Source organism: Streptomyces sp. NPDC051207 (assembly GCF_040682395.1).
Classification (GTDB): Bacteria; Actinomycetota; Actinomycetes; order Streptomycetales; family Streptomycetaceae; genus Streptomyces.
In genome coordinates this window covers 44,199-66,429 of record NZ_JBFBAX010000033.1, presented here as the reverse complement: position 1 = coordinate 66,429, position 22,231 = coordinate 44,199, and the positions used below count along the sequence as shown (strand labels likewise).

Here is a 22,231-nt window from a genome sequence, read left to right as displayed (position 1 = left end):
CGAACTGGGCGTTGTCGTCCTGGACTGCCCCGACCCCCACGCGCTGGCCGGGTTCTACGCCGGTGTGCTGGGCGGCACCGTGGAGGGCGAGGACGCGCCACGCCCCGGTGTGCCTTCCGCGGTGATGGCTCGCGGCACGTCCGGACGGGCCGCGCGGCGCGACGGACCGCGAGGGCCCCAGCGGCGAGCGCGGGCGGCAGGCGGGAACAGCGGGAGCCACGGGCCGGTCCGCCGTCGGTGAAGTGCGCCAGGGTCGGCATGGCCGGTCGACTCCGCCGAAGCGGTCTCGGCGTTGTGCCGTCGCTTCTGAGAATCGCCCCCTGAGGAGTCCGGGCGTCGTACGGCCGGCGGCAGTGCGCGTACTCACGAGGAGTAGCCGCTGCTTCGTGGGCGGTGTGCCGGGGGCGGCGAGGTTGCGGGCCGTCGTGGCGTCGCCAGGGCCGCGCTGCGCGGCGCCGCGCTCGAGCCCCTGCCACTCGCCTCCGTCTACGCCGGACGCGTCAGTGCGCCCAGGGGATCGTCCAGTACCGGCTGCCAGGCCAGTTCGGCCGCGCCGACGAGGCTGTTGTGGTCGAGCGTGCACGCCAGGATGGGGACGCCGCCGCTGCGGCCCCACAGGCTGCGGTCGGCCACGACCGCGCGCAGCCGTTCCGGGTCGGCGTCGAGCAGGGTGCGGTGCAGGCCGCCGAGGATGATCCGGTCGGGGTTGAGGATGTTCACCAGGCCCGCGAGGCCGAGGCCCAGCCGGTCGATCAGGGTCTCGGCGGCGGTGCGGACGGCCGGGTCGTCGTAGTGGCCGCGGATCAGGTCCTGGGCCTGCTTGAGCAGCGACACCTCGGGGCCCGGCGCACGGCCGGCGGCGGTCAGCAGGGCCAGCGGGTCGGCCTCCACGTCGAGGCAGCCCCGGCCGCCGCAGTGGCAGGGGCGACCGCCCTCGGGGTTGACGGTGAGGTGACCGACCTCCAGGGCCAGTCCCGAACTGCCGCTGTGCAAACGCCCGTCGAGGACGAGGGCGCCGCCGACGCCGCGGTGCCCGGTCGCCACGCACAGCAGGTCGCGGGAGCCGCGTCCGGCGCCGTGCCGGTGCTCGGCGAGCGCGGCGAGGTTGACGTCGTTGGCGGCGAACGCGGGTCCGTCGATGCCGGCCGCTCGGACGCACTCGGCGAAGATCTCCCGCACGGGCGCGCCCGCGGGCCACGCCAGGTGCAGCGGGTTCAGGGCGAGCCCTTCCGGCTCGGCGACCGCCGACGGCACGGCGAGACCGGCTCCGACGCAGCGCCTGCCGGTCTCGCGCAGCAGCTCGGCGCCCGCCTCGACGACCGAGCCGAGCACCTTCGCCGGGTCGGCGTCGACGACCTCGCAGCCGGGCGCGGTGGCGACGATCCGGCCGCCAAGACCGACGAGCGCCGCCCGGAATCCGTCGGCGTGCACCTGCGCCGCGAGGGCGACGGGGCCTTCCTCGGCGACCGCGAGCCGGTGGGAGGGGCGGCCCTGCGAACCGGCTGCGGCGCCGGGCCGGGCGTCGACGCGGATCAGGCCGAGCGCCTCCAGTTCGGCGGCGACCGCGCCGGCCGTCGCCCGGGTGACGCCGAGTTCGGCGGTGAGGACGGCCCTGGTGGGCGCGCGGCCGGTGTGCACCAGCTCCAACGCGGGCCCGAGCGCGCCGCGCCCCCGGTCCAGCCGCGTCCTCGAGGTGGTCCCTTCCCCCGCCGACCGGGGGTCCGCCTTGCCGCTCATGAGGGCGAGTCTCCCATGATCCGCGCAGCCGGTGACCGGGCCGGGGCGGGGCGGCGCCCCGCGGGGCATGCGCGGGCCGCGGGGCCCGGCGCGTACGTGTACGGCGTCGCCGTGGCCGGCCGACGGGGCGGCAGGCGCGCGCCGAGCCCTGGCGCTGCGCCGCCCCGTACGACCGCCGCCTAACCCCCGCCCCGAAAGCCGCTCACCCGCAGCGTGATGTTCAGGCGTCCCGTCAGTTCCAGCCCTGGTGGGGCCGTGCCCGGGTGTATGCGTGGGACCCCGTGGTGCGCGAGGCGGGACGGGCCGCCGAAGGCGAACAGGTCGCCGCTGCGCAGCTCGACGTCGGTGTACGGGCGACCGCGGGTCTCGGTGTTGCCGAAGCGGAAGACGCAGGTGTCGCCGAGGCTCAGGGACACGACGGGCGCGTCGGACGTCTCGTCGCTGTCGCGGTGCATGCCCATGCGGGCGCCGGCGTCGTAGAAGTTGATCAGGGCGATGTCGTACGCGGCGCCCGTGGCCGCGTCCGGGCCGAGCGCGTCGGTCACCGCGCGGCGGCCCAGCTCGCCGAGCCAGTCCGGGAACGGCTTGACGGGGGAGCCGTCGCCGTCGACGACGGTGCGGGCGTAGCCGTACGGGTACCAGTGCCACCCCAGGCAGACCTGGCGGGCGGTCATGGTGCCACCGCCGGGGGTGCGTACCGTGCGCAGTCCCGCGGGCGGGCGGGCCCAGTCCCGGCAGGCGGCGAGCAGTGCGCGCTGCTGGGCCGGGTCCAGCCAGTCGGGGACGTGGACCGCTCCGGGCGCCACCCGGGTGCGAGGCCTGGGGAACAGCTCGGCGTGCATGTTTCCCATCCTGCCGGACGCGGCCTGAGCTGCGGCTCGGCTAGCCTGGGGCGCGATGAACGACCGTATGACGACGCCGTGGGGCGAGCTGGTGCTGACCCGCTTCCCCGAGGACCCGCGCGAGACGCTGCGCGCCTGGGACGCCTCCGACGAATACCTCCTCGGGCACCTCGCCGGGCAGGAGGTTCCGCTGACCGGGACGGTCGTGGTGGTCGGTGACCGCTGGGGCGCCCTGGTGACCGCGCTGGCGGAGCACGAGCCGGTGCAGATCACCGACTCGTTCCTGGCGCAGGAGGCGACCCGCGCCAACCTCGCGCGGGCCGGCGTCGCGCCGGGCACCGTCCGGCTGCTCACCACGCAGGACCCGCCGCCCGGCCGGATCGACGTGCTGCTGGTGCGGGTGCCGAAGAGTCTGGCGCTGCTGGAGGACCAGCTGCTGCGGCTCGCGCCGTCGGTGCACGAGGGCACGGTCGTGGTCGGCACGGGGATGGTGAAGGAGATCCACACCTCGACGCTGCGGTTGTTCGAGCGGATCCTCGGGCCGACCCGCACCTCGCTGGCCGAGAAGAAGGCCCGGCTGATCTTCTGCACGCCGGACCCCGCGCTGGAGCGGCCGGCCAGCCCGTGGCCGTACCGCTACCGGCTGCCCGACGGGGTGGGCGCGGTGTCGGGGCGGACGGTCGTCAACCACGCCGGGGTGTTCTGCGCCGACCGGCTCGACATCGGCACCCGGTTCTTCCTCACGCACCTGCCGCAGGTGCGCGGCCCGAAGCGGGTGGTGGATCTGGGCTGCGGCAACGGCGTGGTGGGTACGGCGGTGGCGCTGGCCGACCCGGAGGCCGAGGTGCTGTTCGTGGACGAGTCGTTCCAGGCGGTGGCGTCGGCGGAGGAGACGTACCGGGCGAACGGGGTGCCGGGGCACGCGGAGTTCCGGGTCGGGGACGGCCTCGTGGGGGTGCCGTCGGACAGTGTCGACGTGGTGCTGAACAACCCGCCGTTCCACTCGCACCAGGCGACGACCGATGCCACGGCCTGGCGGATGTTCACCGGCGCGCGGCGCGTGCTGCGGCCCGGCGGGGAGCTGTGGGTGGTCGGCAACCGGCACCTGGGCTACCACGTGAAGCTGCGGCGTCTGTTCGGCAACAGCCGACTGATCGCCGGGGACCGGAAGTTCGTGGTGCTGAAGGCCGTCAAACGGTAGCGGGGCGCGCCGGCCGGCCGAGGACGCCGACGAGGTCCGCGACCGTCCGCGCCATCGCCTCCCTGGCGGCGGTCAGGTAGGTGCGCGGGTCGACGGCCTCGGGGTGCGCGGCGAGGAACTCGCGGATCGCGGCGGTCATGGCGAGGTTCAGCGCGGTGCCGATGTTGACCTTGGTGATGCCGCCGGCGACGGCCGCGGCCAGTTCGCCGTCCGGGACGCCCGAGGAGCCGTGCAGCACGAGCGGCACGTCCAGCGCGCCGGCCAGACGTGCGAGCAGGGCGTGGTCGAGGGTGGCGGTGCGGCTGGTCATGGCGTGGCTGCTGCCGATGGCGACGGCCAGGGCGTCCACGCCCGAGCCGGCGACGAAGGCGCGGGCCTCGGCGGGGTCGGTGCGGGCGCCGGGGGTGTGCGGGCCGGGCGGCGGCTCGCCGTTCTTGCCGCGGATCTCCCCCAGCTCGGCCTCGATCCACAGCCCTCGGGCGTGCGCCCAGTCGACGGCCCTGCGCGTCGCGGCGAGGTTCTCCTCGTACGGCAGGTGGGACGCGTCGTACATCACGGAGCTGAATCCGGCGTCCGGCGCCTGGTGCAGCAGCGCCTCGCTCTTGACGTGGTCGAGGTGCAGCGCGACGGGTACGGCGGCGTGTTCGGCGGCGGCGACGGCGGCGCGGGCCAGCGGCAGGAGCCGGCCGTCGCGGAACCTGACGGCGTTCTCGCTGACCTGGAGGACGACGGGCGCGGACACCGACTCGGCGCCGGCGACGACGGCTTCGGCGTGTTCCAGCGTGATGATGTTGAACGCGGCGACGGCCGTTGTGGCCGCGGCGGCGCGGGTGACGAGGTCACCGGTGGTGGCGAGGGGCACGGCTGTCCTTCCCGGGGCGTCGGAGGTCAGGGGGCGAGGATCACCGAGCGGGTGAGGTGGCGCGGCCGGTCCGGGTCGAGGCCACGGGCGGCGGCGACGGCGACGGCGAGCCGCTGGACGCGGACGAGTTCGGCGAGCGGGTCCAGGCCGCCCTCGATCCAGCGTGCGCCGGTCGCGCGGACCTGTTCGGCCAGTCCCTCGGGGGCCGCGCCGAGCATCCAGGTGGCGGTGCCACGGGTGGTGACGCTGATTGGGCCGTGCCGGTACTCCATCGCCGGGTAGGCCTCGGTCCAGGCGAGTGCGGCCTCGCGCATCTTCAGCCCGGCCTCGTGGGCGAGGCCGACGGTCCAGCCGCGGCCGAGGAACGTGAACTGCGTGCAGTCGGCCAGCCCTTCGGGGAGCGGTTGGGCGAGCGCGGTGCGCGCGTCGGTGACGGCCTTGTCGGGGTGCAGGCCGAGGTGGGCGCGCAGCAGGGTGAGGGCGGTGGTCGCGAACCGGGTCTGCACGACGGATCGTTCGTCCGCGTAGTCGAGGACGACGACGTCGTCCGCGGCCGTCATGACGGGGGTGTCCGGGTCGGCGGTGAGCGCGGTCGTGCGGGTGCGGCCCTTGACGCGGTCCAGCAGGTCGAGGACCTCGGTGGTGGTGCCGGAGCGGGTGAGGGCGACGATCCGGTCGTAGGCGCGGCCGCGCGGGAACTCGGAGGCGGCGAAGGCGTCCGTCTCGCCCTGTCCGGCGCCCTCGCGCAGCGCGGCGGCGGCCTGCGCCATGAAGTACGAGGTGCCGCAGCCGACGAGGGCGACCCGCTCCCCCGGCCGTGGCAGCGCCGGGGCGTGGCCGGCGGCCTCAGCGGCGGCGCGGGTCCAGCACTCGGGCTGGCCGGTCAGCTCGTCCTCGACATGCGTCATGCGCACACCTTCCCCAGTTCTGATTGTTCTTGCACGTTAGCGCGGACTTTCAAGCACTATCAAGCATGGGTCGGTGATCGGGTGCGCTAGGGTCACGGACAGGCACAGGTGACGGTCCGGGGACGGAGGCTGCGGATGTCGCGCGACGCCCGCTGGAAGACGCTGCTGGAGCTGCTCGTGGAGCGCGGCCGGCTCGACGTCGAGGAGGCGGCCACCGAGCTGGAGGTGTCGGCCGCGACGATCCGGCGCGACTTCGACCGGCTCGCCGAGCAGCAGATGCTGGTGCGCACCCGGGGCGGCGCGGTGGTGCACGGGGTGTCGTACGAGTTGCCGCTGCGCTACAAGACGGCCCGGCGCGCCCCGGAGAAGCAGCGCATCGCGGCGGCGGTGGCGGAGCTGGTGGCACCGGGCGAGGCGGTCGGGCTGACCGGCGGGACCACCACCACGGAGGTGGCGCGCGCCCTGGCCGTGCGCGCCGATCTGGCGTCCGGGTCGCCGGCGCTGACCGTCGTGACGAACGCGCTGAACATCGCCAACGAGCTGGCCGTGCGCCCTCAGTTCAAGATCGTGGTGACGGGCGGGGTCGCGCGGGCGCAGTCGTACGAGCTGATCGGGCCGCTCGCGGACGGGGTGCTGAGCCAGATCACGATCGACGTGGCCGTGCTCGGGGTGGTGGCGTTCGACGCGACACACGGCGCGGCGGCGCACGACGAGGCGGAGGCCGCGGTCAACCGGCTGCTGTGCGAGCGCGCCGAGCGGGTCGTGGTGGCCGCCGACTCCAGCAAGCTGGGCCGGCGCGCGTTCGCCCGGATCTGCGCGGCCGAGTCGGTGGACACGCTGGTCACGGACAGCGCGGCCGACCCGGACATGGTGCGCCGGTTCGAGGAGGCGGGCGTCGCCGTCGTCGCCGTCTGACGAAGGCCGGCTGGCAGTACCGGTCGATCGTGCCGTCCGCGCCCACGGGCCGGGCCGTGCGCACCTGCCGCTCCCCGGTGTGGCTGATCTCCCCGGCGTACAGGCCCGGTGATGGGCATGGGGCCCTGTCGCGCGGATCATTCCGCGTCGCGGGGTCCGGCACGCACATCTGCGGCGGCGTCGTCGGTTGCCGGCTCCCGATCGGCGCCGCTGCGGTCCACCTGGGCCACGCGCCGGGCTGACACGGTCCGGGTCTCCCGCGGCGAGGTCAGTGTCCGTGGCCGTCGGACGCGTGCGGCTCGGCCGGTGCGCCGCTGTCCCGGGTGCCGTCGGCCGCCGTTTCGCCCGCCCGCACGGTGAAGGCCGCCGTGTGGACCTCGCCCTCGTGCTGGAAGTCCAGGAAGAGGCGGTAGCTGCCGGCGCTGGGCGCGGTCGCCGTGAAGGAGATCTCCGGACCGGGCCTGGTCTTGCCGTCGCCGGGCTCGCCGTTCGGGTGGACGTGCAGGTAGGCGAGGTCGCCGGAGCGCAGGGCGACCAGGTGGCCGTAGGCACCGAGGTAGGGCTGGAGGTCGGTGACGGGCCTGCCGTCCCGGGAGACCTTCAGGCGCAGCTCGCTCGCGGCGCCCGGGCGCAGGGCGCCGGACAGTTCGACTTCGTACCCGGCGGTGCGGGCGGTGCGGTTCGGCGCCGGCAGGTCCTTCGGGGTGTACGGGCCCGCGGCGGCGAGGTCCGCGCCGAGGGTGTGGTTTCCGGCGTCCTTGCGGGCCGGGGTGAAGTCGGCGAAGACGCGGTAGCCGCCCGCGCGGGGCAGGTCGACGGGGACGCTCCAGGTGCCGTCGGCGGTCCGGGCCGGGTGCAGGTGCCGGTAGGTGCCCAGGTCCCGCGAGGCCACGACGAGGTGGAGTTCCTTGCCGTGTTCGCGGCGGTACGCGGTGACGGCGCGGCCCTCGCTGTCGCGGACGGTGAACCGCAGGTCGGTGGGCCTGCCTGCGGTGACGCGCGGGGTGCGCAGGTCGAGGGTGTAGCCGTTCTCGGAGATCTGGAGCCCGCCGGCCGGTGGCGTGTCGTGGCCGCCGTGCTCTCCCCCTCCTTCCGGTCCCTCCGGTTCTCCGGTGGGCGTGCTGTGCGCCTCCTTGTGCGGCGCGGTGTCGGCGACGACGGGGTCGACGCCCTTGCCCACGCCGTAGGCGGTGCCGAAGGTCGCGGCGAGCGCGGCGGCGAAGGCGGTGATCCTCAGTCCGGTGTTCATGGCGTCTCCTCGGGAACCGGGCCACGGCTTCCATGGCTGAATGGCTCGGTGCGTGATCCAACGCAGTTCACCATACCCCTAGGGGGTATGAAGTCAAGCCGTGCGCGCACTTGATTCAGATACCGGGTGGGGGTATATCTGGATCTCACGTCGAGGATACCCCTACCCGGTATCCACCGCTTTATGAGGGAGCAGCCATGACCACCACCCGGACCGGAACCGCCGCCGAGGTCGAACTCGCCATCGGCGGCATGACCTGCGCCTCGTGCGCGGCGCGGATCGAGAAGAAGCTCAACCGCATGGACGGGGTCACCGCGACGGTCAACTACGCCACCGAGAAGGCGAAGGTCAGTTACCGCGGCGACGTCTCCGTGCAGGACCTGATCGCGACGGTGGAGAAGACCGGCTACACGGCCGAGGAGCCCGCGCCGCCCCGAGATCGGCACGGCGACGAGGACGGCGACACCGAGGCGCACGACGAGCTGCGCCCGCTGCGTCAGCGGCTGATCACGGCGGTGACGCTGGCGGTGCCGGTGGTTGCCATGGCCATGATCCCCGCATGGCAGTTCGAGCACTGGCAGTGGCTGTCCCTGACGTTGGCGGCACCCGTCGTGACGTACGCCGCCTGGCCCTTCCACCGGGCGGCGTTCACCAACGCCCGGCACGGCGCGGCCACCATGGACACGCTGATCTCGGTCGGTACGACGGCGGCGTTCGGCTGGTCGCTGTGGGCGCTGTTCCTCGGGTCGGCGGGCACGCCCGGCATGACGCACCCCTTCGAGCTGACCATCGCCCGCGGGGACGGCTCCGGGAACATCTATCTGGAGGCCGCGGCCGGTGTGACGGCGTTCATCCTGGCCGGGCGGTACTTCGAGGCCCGCTCCAAGCGCAAGGCGGGCGCCGCGCTCCGGGCGCTGCTGGAGCTGGGCGCCAAGGACGTCACCGTGCTGCGCGCCGACGGGCGCGAGGAGACCGTGCCCACCTCGGAGCTGAAGGCCGGGGACCGTTTCCTGGTACGGCCCGGCGAGAAGATCGCCACCGACGGCACGGTCGTCGAGGGGTCGTCCGCCGTGGACGCCTCGATGCTGACCGGCGAGTCCGTGCCCGTGGAGGTCGCGGCGGGCGACGCGGTCACCGGCGCCACCGTCAACGTCGGCGGTCGCCTGGTCGTGGAGGCCACCCGGGTGGGCGCCGACACGCAACTGGCCCGCATGGCACGGCTGGTGGAGGACGCGCAGAACGGCAAGGCCGCTGCGCAGCGCCTCGCGGACCGCATCTCGGCGGTGTTCGTGCCGGTCGTGATCGCCCTCGCGCTGGGCACCCTGGGCTTCTGGCTGGGCAACGGCGCCGGACCGGCCGCCGCCTTCACCGCCGCGGTCGCCGTCCTCATCATCGCCTGCCCGTGCGCCCTGGGCCTGGCCACGCCGACCGCGCTGATGGTCGGCACCGGACGCGGCGCCCAGCTCGGCATCCTCATCAAGGGCCCGGAGGTCCTGGAGTCCACGCGCAAGGTCGACACCGTGGTCCTCGACAAGACCGGCACCGTCACCACCGGCCGCATGACGCTGCTGGCCGTGCACACCGCCGCCGGCACCGACGAGGCCGAAGTGCTGCGTCTCGCGGGCGCGTTGGAGCACTCCTCGGAGCACCCGATCGCCCGCGCGATCGCCGACGGGGCGCTGGAGAAGCTGGGTTCGCTCCCGGCGCCGGAGGACTTCGCCAACGTGCCGGGGCTCGGCGTGCAGGGCGTCGTCGGGGGGCACGCGGTGCTCGTCGGTCGGGAGCGGCTGCTCGCGGAGTGGGCGATGGAGCTGCCCGGCGAGCTGCGGCGGGCCCGCGCGCAGGCCGAGGCCGCCGGGCGTACGGCCGTCGTGGTCGCCTGGGACGGAGCCGCGCGTGCCGTCCTCGAGGTGGCCGACGCGGTGAAGGACACCAGCGCGGAGGCCGTCGCCCGGCTGCGTTCGCTCGGTCTGACGCCGATCCTGCTGACCGGCGACAACCGTGCGGTGGCCGAGTCCGTCGCCCGCGAGGTGGGCATCGCGGCTGAGCACGTCATCGCCGAGGTGCTGCCGCAGGACAAGGTCGACGTCGTCAAGCGTCTCCAGGGCGAGGGGCGTTCGGTGGCGATGGTCGGCGACGGTGTGAACGACGCGGCGGCGCTGGCCCAGGCCGACCTGGGGCTCGCCATGGGAACGGGTACGGACGCCGCGATCGAGGCGGGTGACCTGACGCTGGTGCGGGGTGACCTGCGGGCCGCGGCGGACGCCATCCGGCTGTCCCGCCGCACGCTGGGCACCATCCGTTCCAACCTGTTCTGGGCGTTCGCCTACAACGTGGCCGCGCTGCCGCTGGCCGCGGCCGGGCTGCTCAACCCGATGATCGCGGGCGCGGCGATGGCCTTCTCCTCGGTCTTCGTCGTCGGCAACTCCCTGCGGCTGCGCTCCTTCCGGGCCGGGGCGTGAGCCGTCCCGGCCGGGCAGGCGCCGGGGGCCCCGGCGGCGCGGTGGGCGGTGAGGCCTCGCGCTCCCGCGCGCGGGCGGAGCCCTCGGCTCCGTCCCCGCCGCGCTGACCGCCGGGGATGCGCGCCCCGGCGCGCGGGCTGAGTTCCCCCGGCGTTCACGACACCCTCACCTCCGGGCCGTTGCGTACGCCCGGGGTCCCGTTAGCGTCTGCGGGGCCCCGACCGACCCCAGTGAGGTTGCGATGCCCTCGAGACGACTGCTCACCTGCGCCCTGGCGGCCCTGTTCGCCCTCCCGGCGACCGCGCACGCCACACCGCACGGCGGTCCGCACGTACCGCCGCAGAAGACCCACTTCGACCTCCAGGCGCACCGCGGCGGCCTCGGTCTGACGACGGAGAGTTCCCTGGCGGGCTTCGCCAAGGCGCTGCGGCTCGGCGTGTCCACCCTGGAGCTGGACACCCAGGTCACCAAGGACGAGAAGGTCGTCGTCACGCACGACCGGCAGGTCGGCGGGCACAAGTGCCGGGACACGGCACCGGTCGTGGCGGGCGACCCGATGTACCCGTACGTCGGCAAGTACGTCAAGGACCTGACGCTCGCGCAGGTCCGCACCCTGGACTGCGGCTACCAGCAGCTGCCCGGCCACCCCGGGCAGGAGGTCGTGCGCGGCCACCGCATGATCGAGCTCAAGGACGTGCTGAACCTCGTCAAGAGCTACAAGGCCGAGCAGGTCACCCTCAACGTGGAGACGAAGGTCGAGGCGGGCGCCCCCGAACAGACCGCTCCGCGCGAGCTGTTCGTGCGCCGGGTGTACGAGGAGATCCGCGCCTCGGGCATCGAGGACCAGGTCACCGTGCAGTCCTTCGACTGGGGCGCGCTGAAGGTGATGCACCGGCTCGCCCCCACGTGGCCGCTGGTGGCGCTCACCAACTACGACTTCCTCCAGATCGGCAGGCCCGGCGCGTCCCCCTGGCTGGGCGGGATCGACGCCGACGACCACGACGGCGACTTCGTGAAGGCCGCCGCGGCCGTCCCCGGCGTCACGGCGCTCTCCCCCAACTACGGCTTCCCGCAGAGCGGCAAGGTCGGCGACCCCGGCTTCCGCTTCTATCCCGACCGGGCGATGATCGACGCCGCCCACGCGCGAGGGCTGAAGGTCGTGCCGTGGACGTGCGACGACCCGGCGACCATGGAGGCGCTCATCGACCTCGGGGTGGACGGCATCATCACGGACTACCCGGACCGGCTCCGCGCCGTCATGGCCGAGCGCGGCATGCGCCTGCCGAAGGCCTACGGCCCGCGCTGAGCGCCGAGCACCCGAAGGCCACTGACACCCCAAGCACCCGAAGGCCGCGGACGCCCCGAGCATCCGCGGGCCACTGACGCTCCGCGCACCCGAAGGCCGCGGACGCCCGGCGCGTCAGCGGCCCGCGTCCGTCGTGTTCCGCAGGCGGTCGTCGCACCACGCCGTGGCCAGGGCCACGACCTCGTCCAGCGCGCCGGGCTCCTGGAACAGCGGCCCCGCGTCCTGCACGACACGGATCGCGCTGGCCGCCGGTATCTGCTCCGCGGCCTGCTGGTCGAGCCGCAGCAGCCCGGGGTCCCGGTCGCCCACGACGAACAGCACCGGCACCCGGATCCGGCCGAGCGCGTCACCGGCCAGGTCGGGCCGGGCACCCCACACCACGGCGGTCAGCGCCCGGTCGGGCAGTTCGGCGGCGGCCTCCAGCACGGCCGCCGACTCGACGCCCGCGCCGAACAGGGCGATGGGCAGCGTCCGCGTCTCGGGCTGGGCCTTGAGCCAGTCGGTGCCGGCGGCGGTCCGGCGGCCCAGCAGCCGGACGTCGAAGCGCCGGTCGCCCTCCGGGAAGATGCCGCGGTCCTCGGCCTCGCTGATCAGGTCGAGGGAGAGCGTGCCGAAGCCGGCCCGGTGCAGCGCGGCGGTGACCGAGCGGCTGCCCGGACTCTGCCGAGAGCTGTCGATGCCGTGCGCGAACAGCACCATCGCCCGGGCCTGCGCCGGGACGACGAGATCGCCCCCGAGCGTCACACGGTCGGCGGGCACCGACACCATCTCGGAGATCATGAACATCACCCGTTTCCTCGGACCGGCCGGCTCCGTGGAGCCGCTGTCTGGAACTCCGCCGTGCCGGGTACCCGCGCAACGCGAACCGATCGCGGCGCTCCGGCACACCTGTCACGCGCGCGGGTCGCAGACGGTAGGCGCGAACCGTGGCGGGTACCCGGGGACGGCACGACTAGCAGGGGAGATGACTCGGATGCTCATCCTCGGACTACTGCTCCTCGCCGGCTCCGCCGCCTTCACCGTTCTCGTGATCGCCGACAATCTGTCCGGCGGCCCCGAATACACCGTGTCGGTGCTGGGCGAGGAGATCGCCACCATGAACACCCTGGCGGTCTTCTGCTCCGGTCTCGCGCTGGCGCTGATCTTCTGCCTCGGCCTCGCCCTGATGTCGGCGGCGAGGACGCACCGCCGCCGCAGGAAGGAACGTGAGCACCGCGCGGCCGACGACGGCACGATCTGGGACGGGATGCGGGGCCGGGACGCGCACGCCTGACGCCCCGCCGCCCTATCCCGTGCGGTACGGCAGCGTCGTCCCGGGCAGCGCGTACTCGTCGCGGCGGCCGCACATGCCGAGGCCGCCGCGGCGGGTGGGCGCCGCCCGGAAGGCGGTCGCCTCCGCGAGGTGCCCCGGCTCCCCCGCCTCCAGCGCGGCGAGCTGCGCCCCGGTCCGCTCGGCGGCGGCCAGTGCCCCGGCCCGCCACAGCTCGCGCCAGCGGGGCACCTTGTCCCGTACGAGGCGGGCGGCGGCGCGCTGGAAGCCGAGGAACGGGCCGGTGTCCCCGGCCAGGGCCGCCTCCCGCAGCGCGAGGTAGCCCTCGACGGCGAGGTCGCGGCGGCGGCGCGCGGCGGCCTGCGCGTCGGGCCCGGTGCCCGGCGGAAGGGCCGCGGCGGCGGCGTACGCGCCGGGGTCGGCGAGCACCTCGGGCGGGAAGGTGAACACGGCGTCCCCGGCCTCGGGCAGGCCGCTGTTCTGCATCAGCACGGTGACGCGCAGGCCGCCGCCTTGGACCATGCGGTGCACGGTGCCCGGCGTGAACCAGGCGACCGCGCCCGGCTCCAGCGGGATCTCCCGGTAGCCGTCGGGGCTCAGGGTCTGCACGGAACCGCGCCCGCCGGTGACGACGTACGCCTCGGTGCACACCAGGTGCAGGTGGGGGCTGCCGCCGCACACGCCGTCGGCGGCCTCCCAGTCGTATGCGGTCAGGTGGGACAGGCCGATCGCGCCGGGCAGCGGCCGGGGCAGGGCGGGCCCCGGCTCGCTCACCACGGCAGGCTCTCCAGGTGGGCGGCGATCCGGTCGCGGTCCCAGGCCCCGTCGGCGACGACGATCCGGTAGCGGTAGGCGAAGGACTCGCCGGGCGCCAGCTCGAACTCCTCGAAGAACGCCCAGGAGAACGCGACCGTCGGGATCGGCTCGGAGCGCACGAACCAGTGCGAGGCGTGGACCGCGGTCCTGTCGTCCAGGTTCTCGGGCGCGTGCGCGAAGACGAGCGTGGAGTGCCCGTCGGTCTCGTCGTGCTCCGCGGTGAACGCCAGCCACGGGCCCCGGGAGCCCATCGGGTCGCCGGTGGCCGAAGGCTCCGGCGTGAGGACGCTGCCGCCGGTGAAGTCGCGCGGCCCGCGCCACTGGAGCCCGGTGTACCCGGCCATCTCGCGGCCCGCGGTGGTCGGGGAGCCGAAGGCCAGCGGCTCGCCGCGGACGTTGGTGAGGTGGATCGACCAGTCGAGCGCCCAGGCGCCGGCCTCCGCGTCGACGGAGTGGACGGCGAGGTCGCGTTCCTCCCTGGCCCACTCCTCGCCGCCGCGGGTGATCCAGGTGAGGTCCTCGGTGAGCGTGAGCCGGTCGTCGTCGGCGGTGAAGGCGGAGAAGCCGTCGTGCCGCATCGAGCCGACCCGTTCGGGCAGCCGCTGGTAACCCCGGCCGGGGAGGTAGGAGTTGCCGCCCCAGAAGTTCTGCCCGGACAGGTGGCTGGCGGTCATCTGCAGGCCCTTGTGCCAGCGGTGGTCGTTCGGCCGGTAGCCGGTCACCGTACGGCCGGCGAGGGTGCGCACGGGATGGGCGTACGGCTTGCGGGACTCGAACGGGTCGGGGTCGGGGCGGTACACGTAGCGCAGGATCTCCGTGCCGTCCGCCGTCGTGACCGTGACGTGCTCGCCGTGGGTGTGGGTGACGCGGATGGTCATGCGCGCTCCTCTCGCGGGGCCCAGTCGGGGTGGCCGCCGTGCATGGCCGCGTAGTGCGGGTCGCCGGGGCCGATCTCGCCCGCTCGCACCGGCCGGCCGGTGAACGCCGCCTTGTACAGGGCTGCGGCGAACTCCAGGGTGGCGCGCGCCTCGCGGCCGCTGCCGGGCGGACGTACGCCCGCCTCATGGGCGTCGAGGACGGCGCCGAGCTGGGCGGTGTGGGAGCTGGGCACGTCCTGGGCGGGGGTGCGCCAGGCGGCGGCGCGTTCCGGGGCGACGTGCGGGGCCGGGGTGTAGGTCCAGTCGTCGTTGCGGTGCCCGTAGAGGTGGGTGAGTTCGACGGTGGCGTCGGCGCAGTCGACGCGGATGCGGCTCACCTCGTCCGGGGAGAGCACGCTGTTGACGACGGTGGCGAGCGCGCCGCTGCGGAAGCGGACGAGGGCCGTGGACACGTCCTCGCTCTCGGTGTCGTGCACCAGCCGCGCGGTCATCGCCCGGATCTCCTCCCACTCGCCGAGCAGGTGCAGCAGCAGGTCGTACTGGTGGATGCCGTGGCCCATGGTGGGGCCACCGCCCTCGGTGGCCCAGCGTCCGCGCCAGGGCACGGAGTAGTACGCGGCGTCGCGGTGCCAGGTGGTCTGGCAGTGCGCGACGAGCGGGGCGCCCAGCTCGCCGCTGCTGATCAGCTCACGGGCGTGCGCGGCGCCCGAGCCGTACCGGTGCTGGAAGATCACCGACGCGTACGCCCCCGAGGCCTCCTCGGCGGCGGCGATGTCGTCGTACTCGGCGAGGGAGAGGCACAGCGGCTTCTCGCACAGCACCCAGGCGCCGGCCTTGAGCGCGGCGACGGTCTGGTCGCGGTGCAGGGACGGCGGGGTGCCGATGAGGACGAGATCGGGGCGTTCGGCCTCCAGCATCGCTTCCGTGGAGGGGTGTCCGGCGACCCGGTCGCCGCCCGCCTGCGCCCGGAAGGCCTCCAGCCGCGCCGGGTCGACGTCGACGGCGGCGACCAGTTCCACCCGGTCGGAGTGGGCCCGCAGCGCGGGCAGGTGGCTGCCGGCGACGATGGCTCCGGTGCCGATCACGGCGGCACGCAGGCGGGCTGGATGCGGTGACATATCGGGTTCCTCCGGGGACCGGTCCACAGCGGACAACGGCAGAAAGCGCTTTCACTCTCCGGCCGACCCTAAGCGCCCACCCCGGTGGGAACAAGCCCTCGCCCCTCCCCCGCCGCGACGGCACCTGAGCCGAGGGGCCCACTTGATCGATCAAAAGGGCGGGTGATTAACATATGAGCACCGCCTAGCTCGAAAGATGAACCTGTGACTGCGACCGTGGACTCGTTCACCAACTGGAAGAACCGCGAGGAGATCGCGGAGTCGATGATCCCGCTCATCGGGAAGCTGCACCGGGAGCGGGACGTCACCGTCCTCCTCCACAGCCGCTCCCTGGTGAACAAGTCGGTGGTCAGCATCCTCAAGACCCACCGGTTCGCCCGGCAGATCGCGGGCGAGGAACTCTCGGTCACCGAGACCCTGCCGTTCCTCAAGGCCCTCACCACGCTCGACCTGGGCCCCTCCCAGATCGACATCGGCATGCTGGCCGCGACGTACCGGGCGGACGACCGGGGTCTGACAGTCGAGGAGTTCACCGCCGACGCCGTCGCCGGGGCCACCGGCGCCAACAAGATCGAACGCCGCGAGCCCCGCGACGTCGTGCTCTACGGCTTCGGCCGCATCGGCCGCCTGCTCGCCCGGCTCCTCATCGAGAAGGCCGGCTCGGGCAACGGCCTGCGGCTGCGCGCCATCGTCGTGCGCGGCAACGGCGGCCGGCCGGCCGAGGACCTCGTCAAGCGTGCCTCACTGCTGCGCCGCGACTCGGTGCACGGCCAGTTCCAGGGCACGATCACCGTGGACGAGGCCAACAGCACGATCGTCGCCAACGGCAACGAGATCCGCGTGATCCACGCCGACGACCCCTCCCAGGTCGACTACACGGCGTACGGCATCAAGAACGCGATCCTCATCGACAACACCGGCAAGTGGCGCGACCGGGAAGGACTGTCGAAGCACCTGCGTCCCGGCGTCGCCAAGGTCGTCCTGACCGCGCCGGGCAAGGGCGACGTCCCCAACATCGTGCACGGCGTCAACCACGGGACGCTGAAGCCGGACGAGGCGATCCTGTCCTGCGCGTCCTGCACCACCAACGCGATCGTCCCGCCGCTGAAGGCGATGGCCGACGAGTACGGTGTGCTGCGCGGCCACGTGGAGACCGTCCACTCGTTCACGAACGACCAGAACCTGCTGGACAACTACCACAAGTCCGACCGCCGGGGCCGTTCCGCGCCGCTCAACATGGTCATCACCGAGACCGGTGCCGCCTCCGCCGTCGCCAAGGCGCTGCCCGAGCTGAAGGCGAAGATCACCGGCAGCTCGATCCGCGTCCCGGTGCCGGACGTCTCGATCGCCATCCTCAACCTCCAGCTCGCGCGGGAGACCACCCGCGAGGAGGTCCTCGAGTACCTGCGCGAGGTGTCGCTGACCTCGCCGCTCAAGCGCCAGATCGACTTCATCAGCGCGCCCGACGCCGTCTCCAGCGACTTCATCGGCTCACGCAAGGCCTCGATCGTCGACGCCGGAGCCACCAAGGTGGAGGGCGACAACGCGATCCTCTACCTCTGGTACGACAACGAGTTCGGCTACTCCTGCCAAGTCGTCCGGGTCGTCCAGTACGTCTCCGGGGTGGAGTACCCGACCTTCCCGGCCCCGGCGGCCTGACCGGGCCACCGACGCGCCGAGGGCCGGCCCGACGTCATGCCGGGCCGGCCCTCCGGCCATGACTGCCCTCCGGGGTGGGCCACTCGGCGGCCTTCGGCAGCCGGGCGGGTTGACCTCCGGCTGCGTTACCGCCTCGGCGCGCAGGCCCCAGCGGTCCAGCACCTCCGCATAGGTGCCGTTGTCGATGATCTCGTTGACCGCGTCGGCGAGCGGCTCGGCGAGTCCGCCGTCCTTGACCGGCACCCGGACGACCGTGTGCGCGGGCGCGGCCGGTGGGGTCGACGCGGTCGTGCGAGCACCGCCGACTGATGCTGCGCGCCGTGTGCCGCACCTTCGGCGCCCCCTCTGACGTCGCGCTCGGCGTCCCCGTCGACGTCGCGCTCGGCGTCCGCCCGGGACCACCATCCAGGACCGCCGAGTGCCGCCGACCGGCCCCCCGCCCTCTTCCCGGCACCCTTGCACCACCCTCGGGAGCGACCTAGCCTGACTTTGTGCCGCAAATAAACAAAGCCCGCTCGCACAGCGTCGTGCCGGGCTCCCTCAGCGACCTGACCCGCCTCCGCACCGTCCTGACCACCTTCTTCGCCCTCGACGGCTTCATCTTCGCCGGGTGGGTCGTCCGCATCCCGGCCATCAAGCAGCAGACGCAGGCCTCCGCCACCGAGCTGGGCCTCGCGCTGCTCGGCGTCTCCGCCGGGGCGGTGATCACGATGATCCTCACAGGCCGGCTGTGCCGCCGTTACGGCAACCACACGGTCACCGTGGTCTGCGCGGTGCTGCTCTCCCTCAGCGTGGCGCTGCCCCCGCTCACCCACTCCGCGCTCGCCCTCGGCGCGGTACTGCTGATCTTCGGCGCCGCGTACGGCGGTATCAACGTCGCTTTCAACAGCGCCGCCGTCGACCTCGTGGCCGCGCTGCGGCGACCGATCATGCCGAGCTTCCACGCCGCCTTCAGCCTGGGCGGCATGGTCGGCGCGGGGCTCGGCGGCCTGGTCGCGGGCTCCCTCTCCCCCGCCCGTCACCTGCTCGGCCTCACGGCCGTCGGCCTGCTCGTCACCGCCGTCGCGGGGCGCGCCCTGCTGCGGCTCGAGCCTCCGGTGCCGGCCGACCGGCCACGCGCCGGAACGCCGGCGCCGCGCCGCCCGGACACCCGCACCCGCGGCCTCGTGATCGTCTTCGGCCTGATCGCCCTGTGCACGGCCTACGGCGAGGGCGCCATGGCCGACTGGGGCGCGCTGCACCTGGAACAGGACCTGGACGCCCACCCCGGCCTCGCGGCGGCGGGCTACTCCTGCTTCGCGCTGACCATGACGCTGGGCCGCCTGAGCGGCACGGTCCTCCTGGAGCGCCTCGGGCGCACCCCGACTGTCGTCGGCGGTGCCGCACTCGCCGCGGCCGGCATGCTGCTCGGCTCACTCGCCCCCTCGGTCTGGCCCGCGCTGCTGGGGTACGCGGTCACCGGGCTGGGCCTGGCCAACATCTTCCCGGTGGCCGTCGAACGCGCCGGCGCGCTGGCGGGCCCCGGCGGCGTCGCCACGGCGTCCACCCTCGGCTACGGCGGCATGCTCCTCGGCCCGCCGACCATCGGGTTCATGGCCGACTGGTTCTCCCTCCCCACCGCCCTGACCAGCGTGGCCGTGCTGGCGGCGGTGGCGGCGGTGATCGGGGTGGCGACGCGGCGGGTTTAGCGGACGGGGGTGCGAGACGCCGGGCGGGTTCGGCGACGCGGCTGCCTCCGCAGCGGGCCGGCCGTCCGCGCCCGGGGTCACCGGTCCGACGGGCCGGGCAGCGGGCGTTCCTCCGGCGTGCTCGTCTCGTCCTCGCGCTCGCCCTCCGCCTGGGACGGCGTCGTCCAGGGCGGGTCGTAGGAGCGCTCGGTCGCGGGGCCGTCGTCTCGCTCGCCTTCGGCCTGGGACGGGGTGTGCTCGGTCATCGGTCTCTCCCTGGTGCGCTGGGGCAGCGGTGTGCCGCCGGTGGCATCCGTGCGCTAGGGCAGCGGTGTGCCGCCGGTGGCGTTGAGGATCTCCGCCGTGATGAAGCTCGCCTCCTGCGAGGCGAGGTAGACGTACGCCGGGGCGAGCTCCGCGGGCTGTGCCGGACGGCCGAGCGGCGCCTGCTTGCCGAACTCCTCCGTGTCCGGGAGCGTCGAGGGGATCAGCGGCGTCCACACCGGGCCGGGCGCGACCGCGTTGACGCGGATGCCGCGGTCCACGAGCATCTGGGCGAGCCCCTGCGTGAACGTGACGATCGCGCCCTTCGTCGTCGCGTAGTCCAGCAGGTGCGGACTGGGCTTGTACGCCTGCACCGATGTGGAGTTGATGACGCTGCCGCCCTCGGGGATGTGCGGCAGGGCGAACTTCGTCAGCCAGAACATCCCGTAGAGGTTGGTGCGCATGACCCGGTCGAACTGCTCGGTCGTGATCGCCTCGATGCCGTCCGGCTGCGACATCTGGTAGGCCGCGTTGTTCACCAGGACGTCGATGCGGCCGAACTCGGCGACCGCCCGTTCGATCAGTGCCCGGCAGTTGGCCTCCTCGCGGATGTCGCAGGAGACGGCGACCGCCTTGCGGCCCGCGTCCTCGACCAGCCGGCACGTCTCGCGCGCCTCGTCGGCCTCCTCGTCGAGGTACGTGAACAGCACGTCGGCGCCCTCGCGGGCGAAGGCCAGGGCGACCGCCCGGCCGATGCCGGAGTCGCCTCCCGTGATGACGGTCTTGCGGCCGTCCAGCCGGCCGGAGCCGCGGTAGGACTCCTCGCCGTGGTCGGGCGGCGGGTCCATCGGGCCCGTCCAGCCCGGATGGGGCTGGTCCTGCGCGGGGAAGTCGGGCTGGGGATGCTGCGTCACCGGGTTCTGCTGGTTTCGCTGCGACTCGGTCACGTCGGTCTCCTCACCACGGAACGAAGGGGGTCGCGACGCCGGGTTCCCGGCTCGCGGCGAGCCACTCGCCGCGAGCCGGGAACCTCGGTCGCACCCCGTGATCTCGCTGTTGTGCAGTCGTGCGGACGCCGGGCGGCGTCAGCGGCGGACCTTCACCCGGTCGAGGGCGACGACGCCGAGCGCGGCCAGGGCGATCTGGAAAAGCCACTCGACCCAGTCGACGCCCTTCGTGTCGGCGACCCCGAAGGCCGCCGCGATGGCCGAACCCAGGAACGCCGCCACGATGCCGACCAGGATCGTGGCCAGGATGCCGATGCGCTGGCGTCCCGGGACGACGAGCCTGCCGAGCAGGCCTATGACAATGCCGATGACAATCGCGCTGATGATTCCTGAGATCTCCATGACCCCTCACTTGGACTGTGGTGGCATGGCGGGTTCCCGCCGCCCGCCGTCCCAGTCCCCCCAGCTCCCAGCAATCTGTGGCCAGAGCATCGCGCGCCGTGTCCGGCAGGGTCTCGGGTCGGGTGTGACGGCCTGTGGGAGCGTCGCTCGGCGTATGCCCGCACCGTCCCGGTTCGGGATGATCAGGCGGGGTACACGGAGCGCCTGAGAGACGACCGCGCCGACCACGCCGGAAGGCCGTCCGCACGAGAGGTCACGACTGAGTAGCGAGAACTGGCGACGAGTACCGGGAGCAGCCGTTGAGGGGACCGCACCTTCCCGTTCCGGGGATCGCCACCCTGCTGGGGGCGGCCCTGGAGACCGGTTGGGTGGGGATGCGGCTGGCCGGACTGCCCCTGGACCTCGCCCTGTGGGGGATGCGCCAGTGTGCTGCACTGCTCGGCACAGCCGTACGGGCGCAGGAGCCGGCCGGCGACCGGTGCGACCCGGATGATGTCCCGGGGCTCCCCGTGATCTTCGTGCACGGGCTGTCGGACCGGGCGTCGATCTTCACACGGCTGCAGGACCGGCTGCGCGGCTGCGGCGCGGGCCCCTTCCTCACCGCGACGTACAGCCCGTTCAACCCGGACATCCGCACCGCCGCCCGCACGCTCGGCGAGCAGGTCGAACGAGTCCGCGAGCGGGCCGGTGGGCGCCCCGTGTGCCTGGTCGGGCACAGCCTGGGCGGGCTGATCGCGCGGTACTACGTGCAGCGGCTCGGCGGCGACGCCCATGTGTCCCTGGTGATCACGCTGGCGACGCCGCACAGCGGCACGGCGATGGCACTGCTGGCCCCGCCGTACCCCGCGCTGCGCCAGCTGCGGCCCGGCAGCGATCTTCTGGCCGAGCTGGCGGAGCCGTGCGCCGGGTGCCGCAGCCGGTTCGTCGCCTTCTACAGCGACCTGGACGAGGCGGTCGTCCCCGCCGACCGGGGCCGCCTGGACCACCCGGACCTGCTGGCCCGCAACGTCCTCGTGCACGGCGTGGGCCATCTGATGCTGCCCGTGCACACGACGGTCGTGGAAGAGGTGCGCGCGGTGCTGACCGCCGCCGTGCGGATCCCGTCGGCCGCACGAACCACCGCTACCCGCACCCCACCCACCGCGTGAGCCATCCGCCACCCGCACCACCCACCGCCCGACAGGCCAGGTGGGACGCCGCGCGCGCCCCTGGCGACAATGCGCCGGCAGCCCGGGAATGAATCCCTGCGGGCCCTGGTTCTCCTTGGCGGTCGAGGTTTTTGTGTCTGTGTTTCACCGCACGCTCGCGAAGAACGCCGTCGCGGGCGCCGCCTTGCTTCAGGGAACTGGAGAAGTCGCGTCCAGACCGACCCGGGGCACCGCACGGTGCGGTTCCCCGTATCCAGCCCCCTTTGAAGGAGCAAGAAATGACTCAGGGCACCGTCAAGTGGTTCAACGCGGAGAAGGGCTTCGGCTTCATCGCCCGCGCCGACGGACCGGACGTCTTCGTCCACTACTCCGAGATCGACGGCAACGGCTTCCGTAGCCTCGAGGAGAACCAGTCCGTGGAGTTCGAGGTCGTCCAGGGCCCCAAGGGTCCGCAGGCCTCGCGCGTCCGCGCCCTCTGAGACGGACGGGCGCACGCCCACCGCACCTCATGACGCACCCGATGGCCGGCGCCGCAAGGCGCCGGCCATCGGCATGTCCGCCCCGGACCCGGCCCGCGCAC

21 protein-coding genes and 2 pseudogenes are annotated in these 22,231 nt (G+C 73.7%); 10 read left to right on the top strand and 13 right to left on the bottom strand.

The window, feature by feature from the left end; translation table 11 throughout:
- Positions 1 to 91, top strand: a pseudogene (locus AB0M97_RS26150) (VOC family protein); the annotation flags it as partial.
- Between the two features lie 395 nt (positions 92 to 486).
- Here AB0M97_RS26150 and AB0M97_RS26145 read toward each other — a convergent pair.
- Positions 487 to 1,737, bottom strand: a complete 1,251-nt coding sequence (locus AB0M97_RS26145; protein WP_365963422.1) for an ROK family protein — start codon at positions 1,735 to 1,737, stop codon at positions 487 to 489.
- A gap of 179 nt (positions 1,738 to 1,916) precedes the next feature.
- Positions 1,917 to 2,579, bottom strand: coding sequence for an alpha-ketoglutarate-dependent dioxygenase AlkB (locus tag AB0M97_RS26140; protein ID WP_365963421.1), 663 nt, complete (start codon positions 2,577 to 2,579; stop codon positions 1,917 to 1,919).
- 55 nt (positions 2,580 to 2,634) lie between these two features.
- Here AB0M97_RS26140 and AB0M97_RS26135 point away from each other — a divergent pair, with 55 nt between their 5' ends.
- Positions 2,635 to 3,780 (top strand): methyltransferase, encoded by a 1,146-nt coding sequence (locus tag AB0M97_RS26135; RefSeq protein WP_365963420.1) that lies wholly within the window; start codon positions 2,635 to 2,637, stop codon positions 3,778 to 3,780.
- Here the strand turns inward: AB0M97_RS26135 and AB0M97_RS26130 are convergent.
- Together AB0M97_RS26130 and AB0M97_RS26125 are read right to left on the bottom strand one after the other, a co-directional pair.
- Positions 3,770 to 4,642 (bottom strand): class II fructose-bisphosphate aldolase, encoded by an 873-nt coding sequence (locus AB0M97_RS26130; RefSeq protein ID WP_365963419.1) that lies wholly within the window; start codon positions 4,640 to 4,642, stop codon positions 3,770 to 3,772. The two genes, AB0M97_RS26135 and AB0M97_RS26130, sit on opposite strands and share 11 nt — an antisense overlap.
- Positions 4,643 to 4,668: 26 nt before the next feature.
- Positions 4,669 to 5,550: an SIS domain-containing protein gene (locus AB0M97_RS26125; RefSeq protein ID WP_365963418.1), complete on the bottom strand. Its 882-nt coding sequence runs from the start codon at positions 5,548 to 5,550 to the stop codon at positions 4,669 to 4,671.
- Between the two features lie 135 nt (positions 5,551 to 5,685).
- On the opposite strand from AB0M97_RS26125, the gene AB0M97_RS26120 reads away from it, so the two are divergent.
- The gene (locus AB0M97_RS26120; protein ID WP_365963417.1) at positions 5,686 to 6,465 is read left to right on the top strand and encodes a DeoR/GlpR family DNA-binding transcription regulator; all 780 of its coding nucleotides are present in this window, start codon (positions 5,686 to 5,688) and stop codon (positions 6,463 to 6,465) included.
- A gap of 268 nt (positions 6,466 to 6,733) precedes the next feature.
- Here the strand turns inward: AB0M97_RS26120 and AB0M97_RS26115 are convergent, their stop codons facing one another.
- Positions 6,734 to 7,714: a hypothetical protein gene (locus AB0M97_RS26115; protein ID WP_365963416.1), complete on the bottom strand. Its 981-nt coding sequence runs from the start codon at positions 7,712 to 7,714 to the stop codon at positions 6,734 to 6,736.
- A 197-nt stretch (positions 7,715 to 7,911) separates the two neighbouring features.
- Here AB0M97_RS26115 and AB0M97_RS26110 point away from each other — a divergent pair, with 197 nt between their 5' ends.
- Entirely contained in the window at positions 7,912 to 10,176 is a 2,265-nt protein-coding gene (locus AB0M97_RS26110) for a heavy metal translocating P-type ATPase (protein WP_365963415.1), read from the top strand.
- A 241-nt stretch (positions 10,177 to 10,417) separates the two neighbouring features.
- The gene (locus tag AB0M97_RS26105; RefSeq protein WP_365963414.1) at positions 10,418 to 11,482 is read left to right on the top strand and encodes a glycerophosphodiester phosphodiesterase family protein; all 1,065 of its coding nucleotides are present in this window, start codon (positions 10,418 to 10,420) and stop codon (positions 11,480 to 11,482) included.
- Positions 11,483 to 11,596: 114 nt separating this feature from the next.
- Here the strand turns inward: AB0M97_RS26105 and AB0M97_RS26100 are convergent, their stop codons facing one another.
- A complete protein-coding gene (locus AB0M97_RS26100) occupies positions 11,597 to 12,268 on the bottom strand; it encodes a hydrolase (RefSeq protein ID WP_365963413.1) in 672 nt (223 codons plus the stop codon).
- Between the two features lie 187 nt (positions 12,269 to 12,455).
- Between AB0M97_RS26100 and AB0M97_RS26095 the strand changes: the two genes are divergently transcribed.
- A complete protein-coding gene (locus AB0M97_RS26095) occupies positions 12,456 to 12,755 on the top strand; it encodes a hypothetical protein (RefSeq protein ID WP_365963412.1) in 300 nt (99 codons plus the stop codon).
- A gap of 12 nt (positions 12,756 to 12,767) precedes the next feature.
- Here the strand turns inward: AB0M97_RS26095 and AB0M97_RS26090 are convergent, their stop codons facing one another.
- The 3 genes from AB0M97_RS26090 to AB0M97_RS26080 are packed head-to-tail and all read right to left on the bottom strand — an operon-like array spanning position 12,768 to position 15,564.
- Positions 12,768 to 13,529 carry a cupin gene (locus AB0M97_RS26090; RefSeq protein ID WP_365963411.1) on the bottom strand — a complete coding sequence of 254 codons (762 nt, stop codon included), beginning with the start codon at positions 13,527 to 13,529 and terminating at the stop codon, positions 12,768 to 12,770.
- Positions 13,523 to 14,446 (bottom strand): PmoA family protein, encoded by a 924-nt coding sequence (locus AB0M97_RS26085; RefSeq protein ID WP_365963410.1) that lies wholly within the window; start codon positions 14,444 to 14,446, stop codon positions 13,523 to 13,525. Before AB0M97_RS26085 ends, AB0M97_RS26090 begins: the two co-directional genes overlap by 7 nt.
- Positions 14,443 to 15,564 carry a Gfo/Idh/MocA family oxidoreductase gene (locus AB0M97_RS26080; RefSeq protein ID WP_365963409.1) on the bottom strand — a complete coding sequence of 374 codons (1,122 nt, stop codon included), beginning with the start codon at positions 15,562 to 15,564 and terminating at the stop codon, positions 14,443 to 14,445. The genes AB0M97_RS26085 and AB0M97_RS26080 overlap by 4 nt, the downstream gene beginning before the upstream one ends.
- Before the next feature lie 204 nt (positions 15,565 to 15,768).
- On the opposite strand from AB0M97_RS26080, the gene AB0M97_RS26075 reads away from it, so the two are divergent.
- Positions 15,769 to 17,223 carry a glyceraldehyde-3-phosphate dehydrogenase gene (locus AB0M97_RS26075; RefSeq protein ID WP_365963408.1) on the top strand — a complete coding sequence of 485 codons (1,455 nt, stop codon included), beginning with the start codon at positions 15,769 to 15,771 and terminating at the stop codon, positions 17,221 to 17,223.
- 99 nt (positions 17,224 to 17,322) lie between these two features.
- Here the strand turns inward: AB0M97_RS26075 and AB0M97_RS26070 are convergent.
- Positions 17,323 to 17,457 (bottom strand): annotated as a pseudogene (locus AB0M97_RS26070) (ABC transporter substrate-binding protein); the annotation flags it as partial.
- A 293-nt stretch (positions 17,458 to 17,750) separates the two neighbouring features.
- On the opposite strand from AB0M97_RS26070, the gene AB0M97_RS26065 reads away from it, so the two are divergent.
- Positions 17,751 to 18,911 (top strand): MFS transporter, encoded by a 1,161-nt coding sequence (locus AB0M97_RS26065; protein ID WP_365963425.1) that lies wholly within the window; start codon positions 17,751 to 17,753, stop codon positions 18,909 to 18,911.
- Positions 18,912 to 18,988: 77 nt separating this feature from the next.
- On the opposite strand, the gene AB0M97_RS26060 is transcribed toward AB0M97_RS26065, so the two are convergent.
- From AB0M97_RS26060 to AB0M97_RS26050, 3 genes are all read right to left on the bottom strand, one after another.
- Positions 18,989 to 19,156, bottom strand: a complete 168-nt coding sequence (locus AB0M97_RS26060) for a hypothetical protein (protein ID WP_365963407.1) — start codon at positions 19,154 to 19,156, stop codon at positions 18,989 to 18,991.
- 54 nt (positions 19,157 to 19,210) lie between these two features.
- On the bottom strand, positions 19,211 to 20,101 hold the full coding sequence (locus tag AB0M97_RS26055) for an SDR family oxidoreductase (protein ID WP_365963406.1): 891 nt from the start codon (positions 20,099 to 20,101) through the stop codon (positions 19,211 to 19,213).
- Between the two features lie 138 nt (positions 20,102 to 20,239).
- Positions 20,240 to 20,503, bottom strand: coding sequence for a GlsB/YeaQ/YmgE family stress response membrane protein (locus tag AB0M97_RS26050; RefSeq protein ID WP_365963405.1), 264 nt, complete (start codon positions 20,501 to 20,503; stop codon positions 20,240 to 20,242).
- Positions 20,504 to 20,802: 299 nt separating this feature from the next.
- On the opposite strand from AB0M97_RS26050, the gene AB0M97_RS26045 reads away from it, so the two are divergent.
- Together AB0M97_RS26045 and AB0M97_RS26040 are read left to right on the top strand one after the other, a co-directional pair.
- Complete coding sequence (locus AB0M97_RS26045; protein ID WP_365963404.1) at positions 20,803 to 21,651, top strand: alpha/beta fold hydrolase; 849 nt, start codon at positions 20,803 to 20,805, stop codon at positions 21,649 to 21,651.
- A gap of 278 nt (positions 21,652 to 21,929) precedes the next feature.
- Positions 21,930 to 22,130, top strand: a complete 201-nt coding sequence (locus AB0M97_RS26040; protein ID WP_365963403.1) for a cold-shock protein — start codon at positions 21,930 to 21,932, stop codon at positions 22,128 to 22,130.
- The last annotated feature ends 101 nt before the right edge of the window (positions 22,131 to 22,231 follow it).

What these genes read in the sequence shown, in the direction of transcription:
- AB0M97_RS26145 (WP_365963422.1), bottom strand. Translation starts at nt 1,737, where the DNA reads ATGAGCGGCAAGGCGGACCCCCGGTCGGCGGGGGAAGGGACCACCTCG.
- AB0M97_RS26140 (WP_365963421.1), bottom strand. Translation starts at nt 2,579, where the DNA reads ATGCACGCCGAGCTGTTCCCCAGGCCTCGCACCCGGGTGGCGCCCGGA.
- AB0M97_RS26135 (WP_365963420.1), top strand. Translation starts at nt 2,635, where the DNA reads ATGAACGACCGTATGACGACGCCGTGGGGCGAGCTGGTGCTGACCCGC.
- AB0M97_RS26125 (WP_365963418.1), bottom strand. Translation starts at nt 5,550, where the DNA reads ATGACGCATGTCGAGGACGAGCTGACCGGCCAGCCCGAGTGCTGGACC.
- AB0M97_RS26120 (WP_365963417.1), top strand. Translation starts at nt 5,686, where the DNA reads ATGTCGCGCGACGCCCGCTGGAAGACGCTGCTGGAGCTGCTCGTGGAG.
- AB0M97_RS26115 (WP_365963416.1), bottom strand. Translation starts at nt 7,714, where the DNA reads ATGAACACCGGACTGAGGATCACCGCCTTCGCCGCCGCGCTCGCCGCG.
- AB0M97_RS26110 (WP_365963415.1), top strand. Translation starts at nt 7,912, where the DNA reads ATGACCACCACCCGGACCGGAACCGCCGCCGAGGTCGAACTCGCCATC.
- AB0M97_RS26105 (WP_365963414.1), top strand. Translation starts at nt 10,418, where the DNA reads ATGCCCTCGAGACGACTGCTCACCTGCGCCCTGGCGGCCCTGTTCGCC.
- AB0M97_RS26100 (WP_365963413.1), bottom strand. Translation starts at nt 12,268, where the DNA reads ATGTTCATGATCTCCGAGATGGTGTCGGTGCCCGCCGACCGTGTGACG.
- AB0M97_RS26095 (WP_365963412.1), top strand. Translation starts at nt 12,456, where the DNA reads ATGCTCATCCTCGGACTACTGCTCCTCGCCGGCTCCGCCGCCTTCACC.
- AB0M97_RS26085 (WP_365963410.1), bottom strand. Translation starts at nt 14,446, where the DNA reads ATGACCATCCGCGTCACCCACACCCACGGCGAGCACGTCACGGTCACG.
- AB0M97_RS26080 (WP_365963409.1), bottom strand. Translation starts at nt 15,564, where the DNA reads ATGTCACCGCATCCAGCCCGCCTGCGTGCCGCCGTGATCGGCACCGGA.
- AB0M97_RS26060 (WP_365963407.1), bottom strand. Translation starts at nt 19,156, where the DNA reads ATGACCGAGCACACCCCGTCCCAGGCCGAAGGCGAGCGAGACGACGGC.
- AB0M97_RS26050 (WP_365963405.1), bottom strand. Translation starts at nt 20,503, where the DNA reads ATGGAGATCTCAGGAATCATCAGCGCGATTGTCATCGGCATTGTCATA.
- AB0M97_RS26040 (WP_365963403.1), top strand. Translation starts at nt 21,930, where the DNA reads ATGACTCAGGGCACCGTCAAGTGGTTCAACGCGGAGAAGGGCTTCGGC.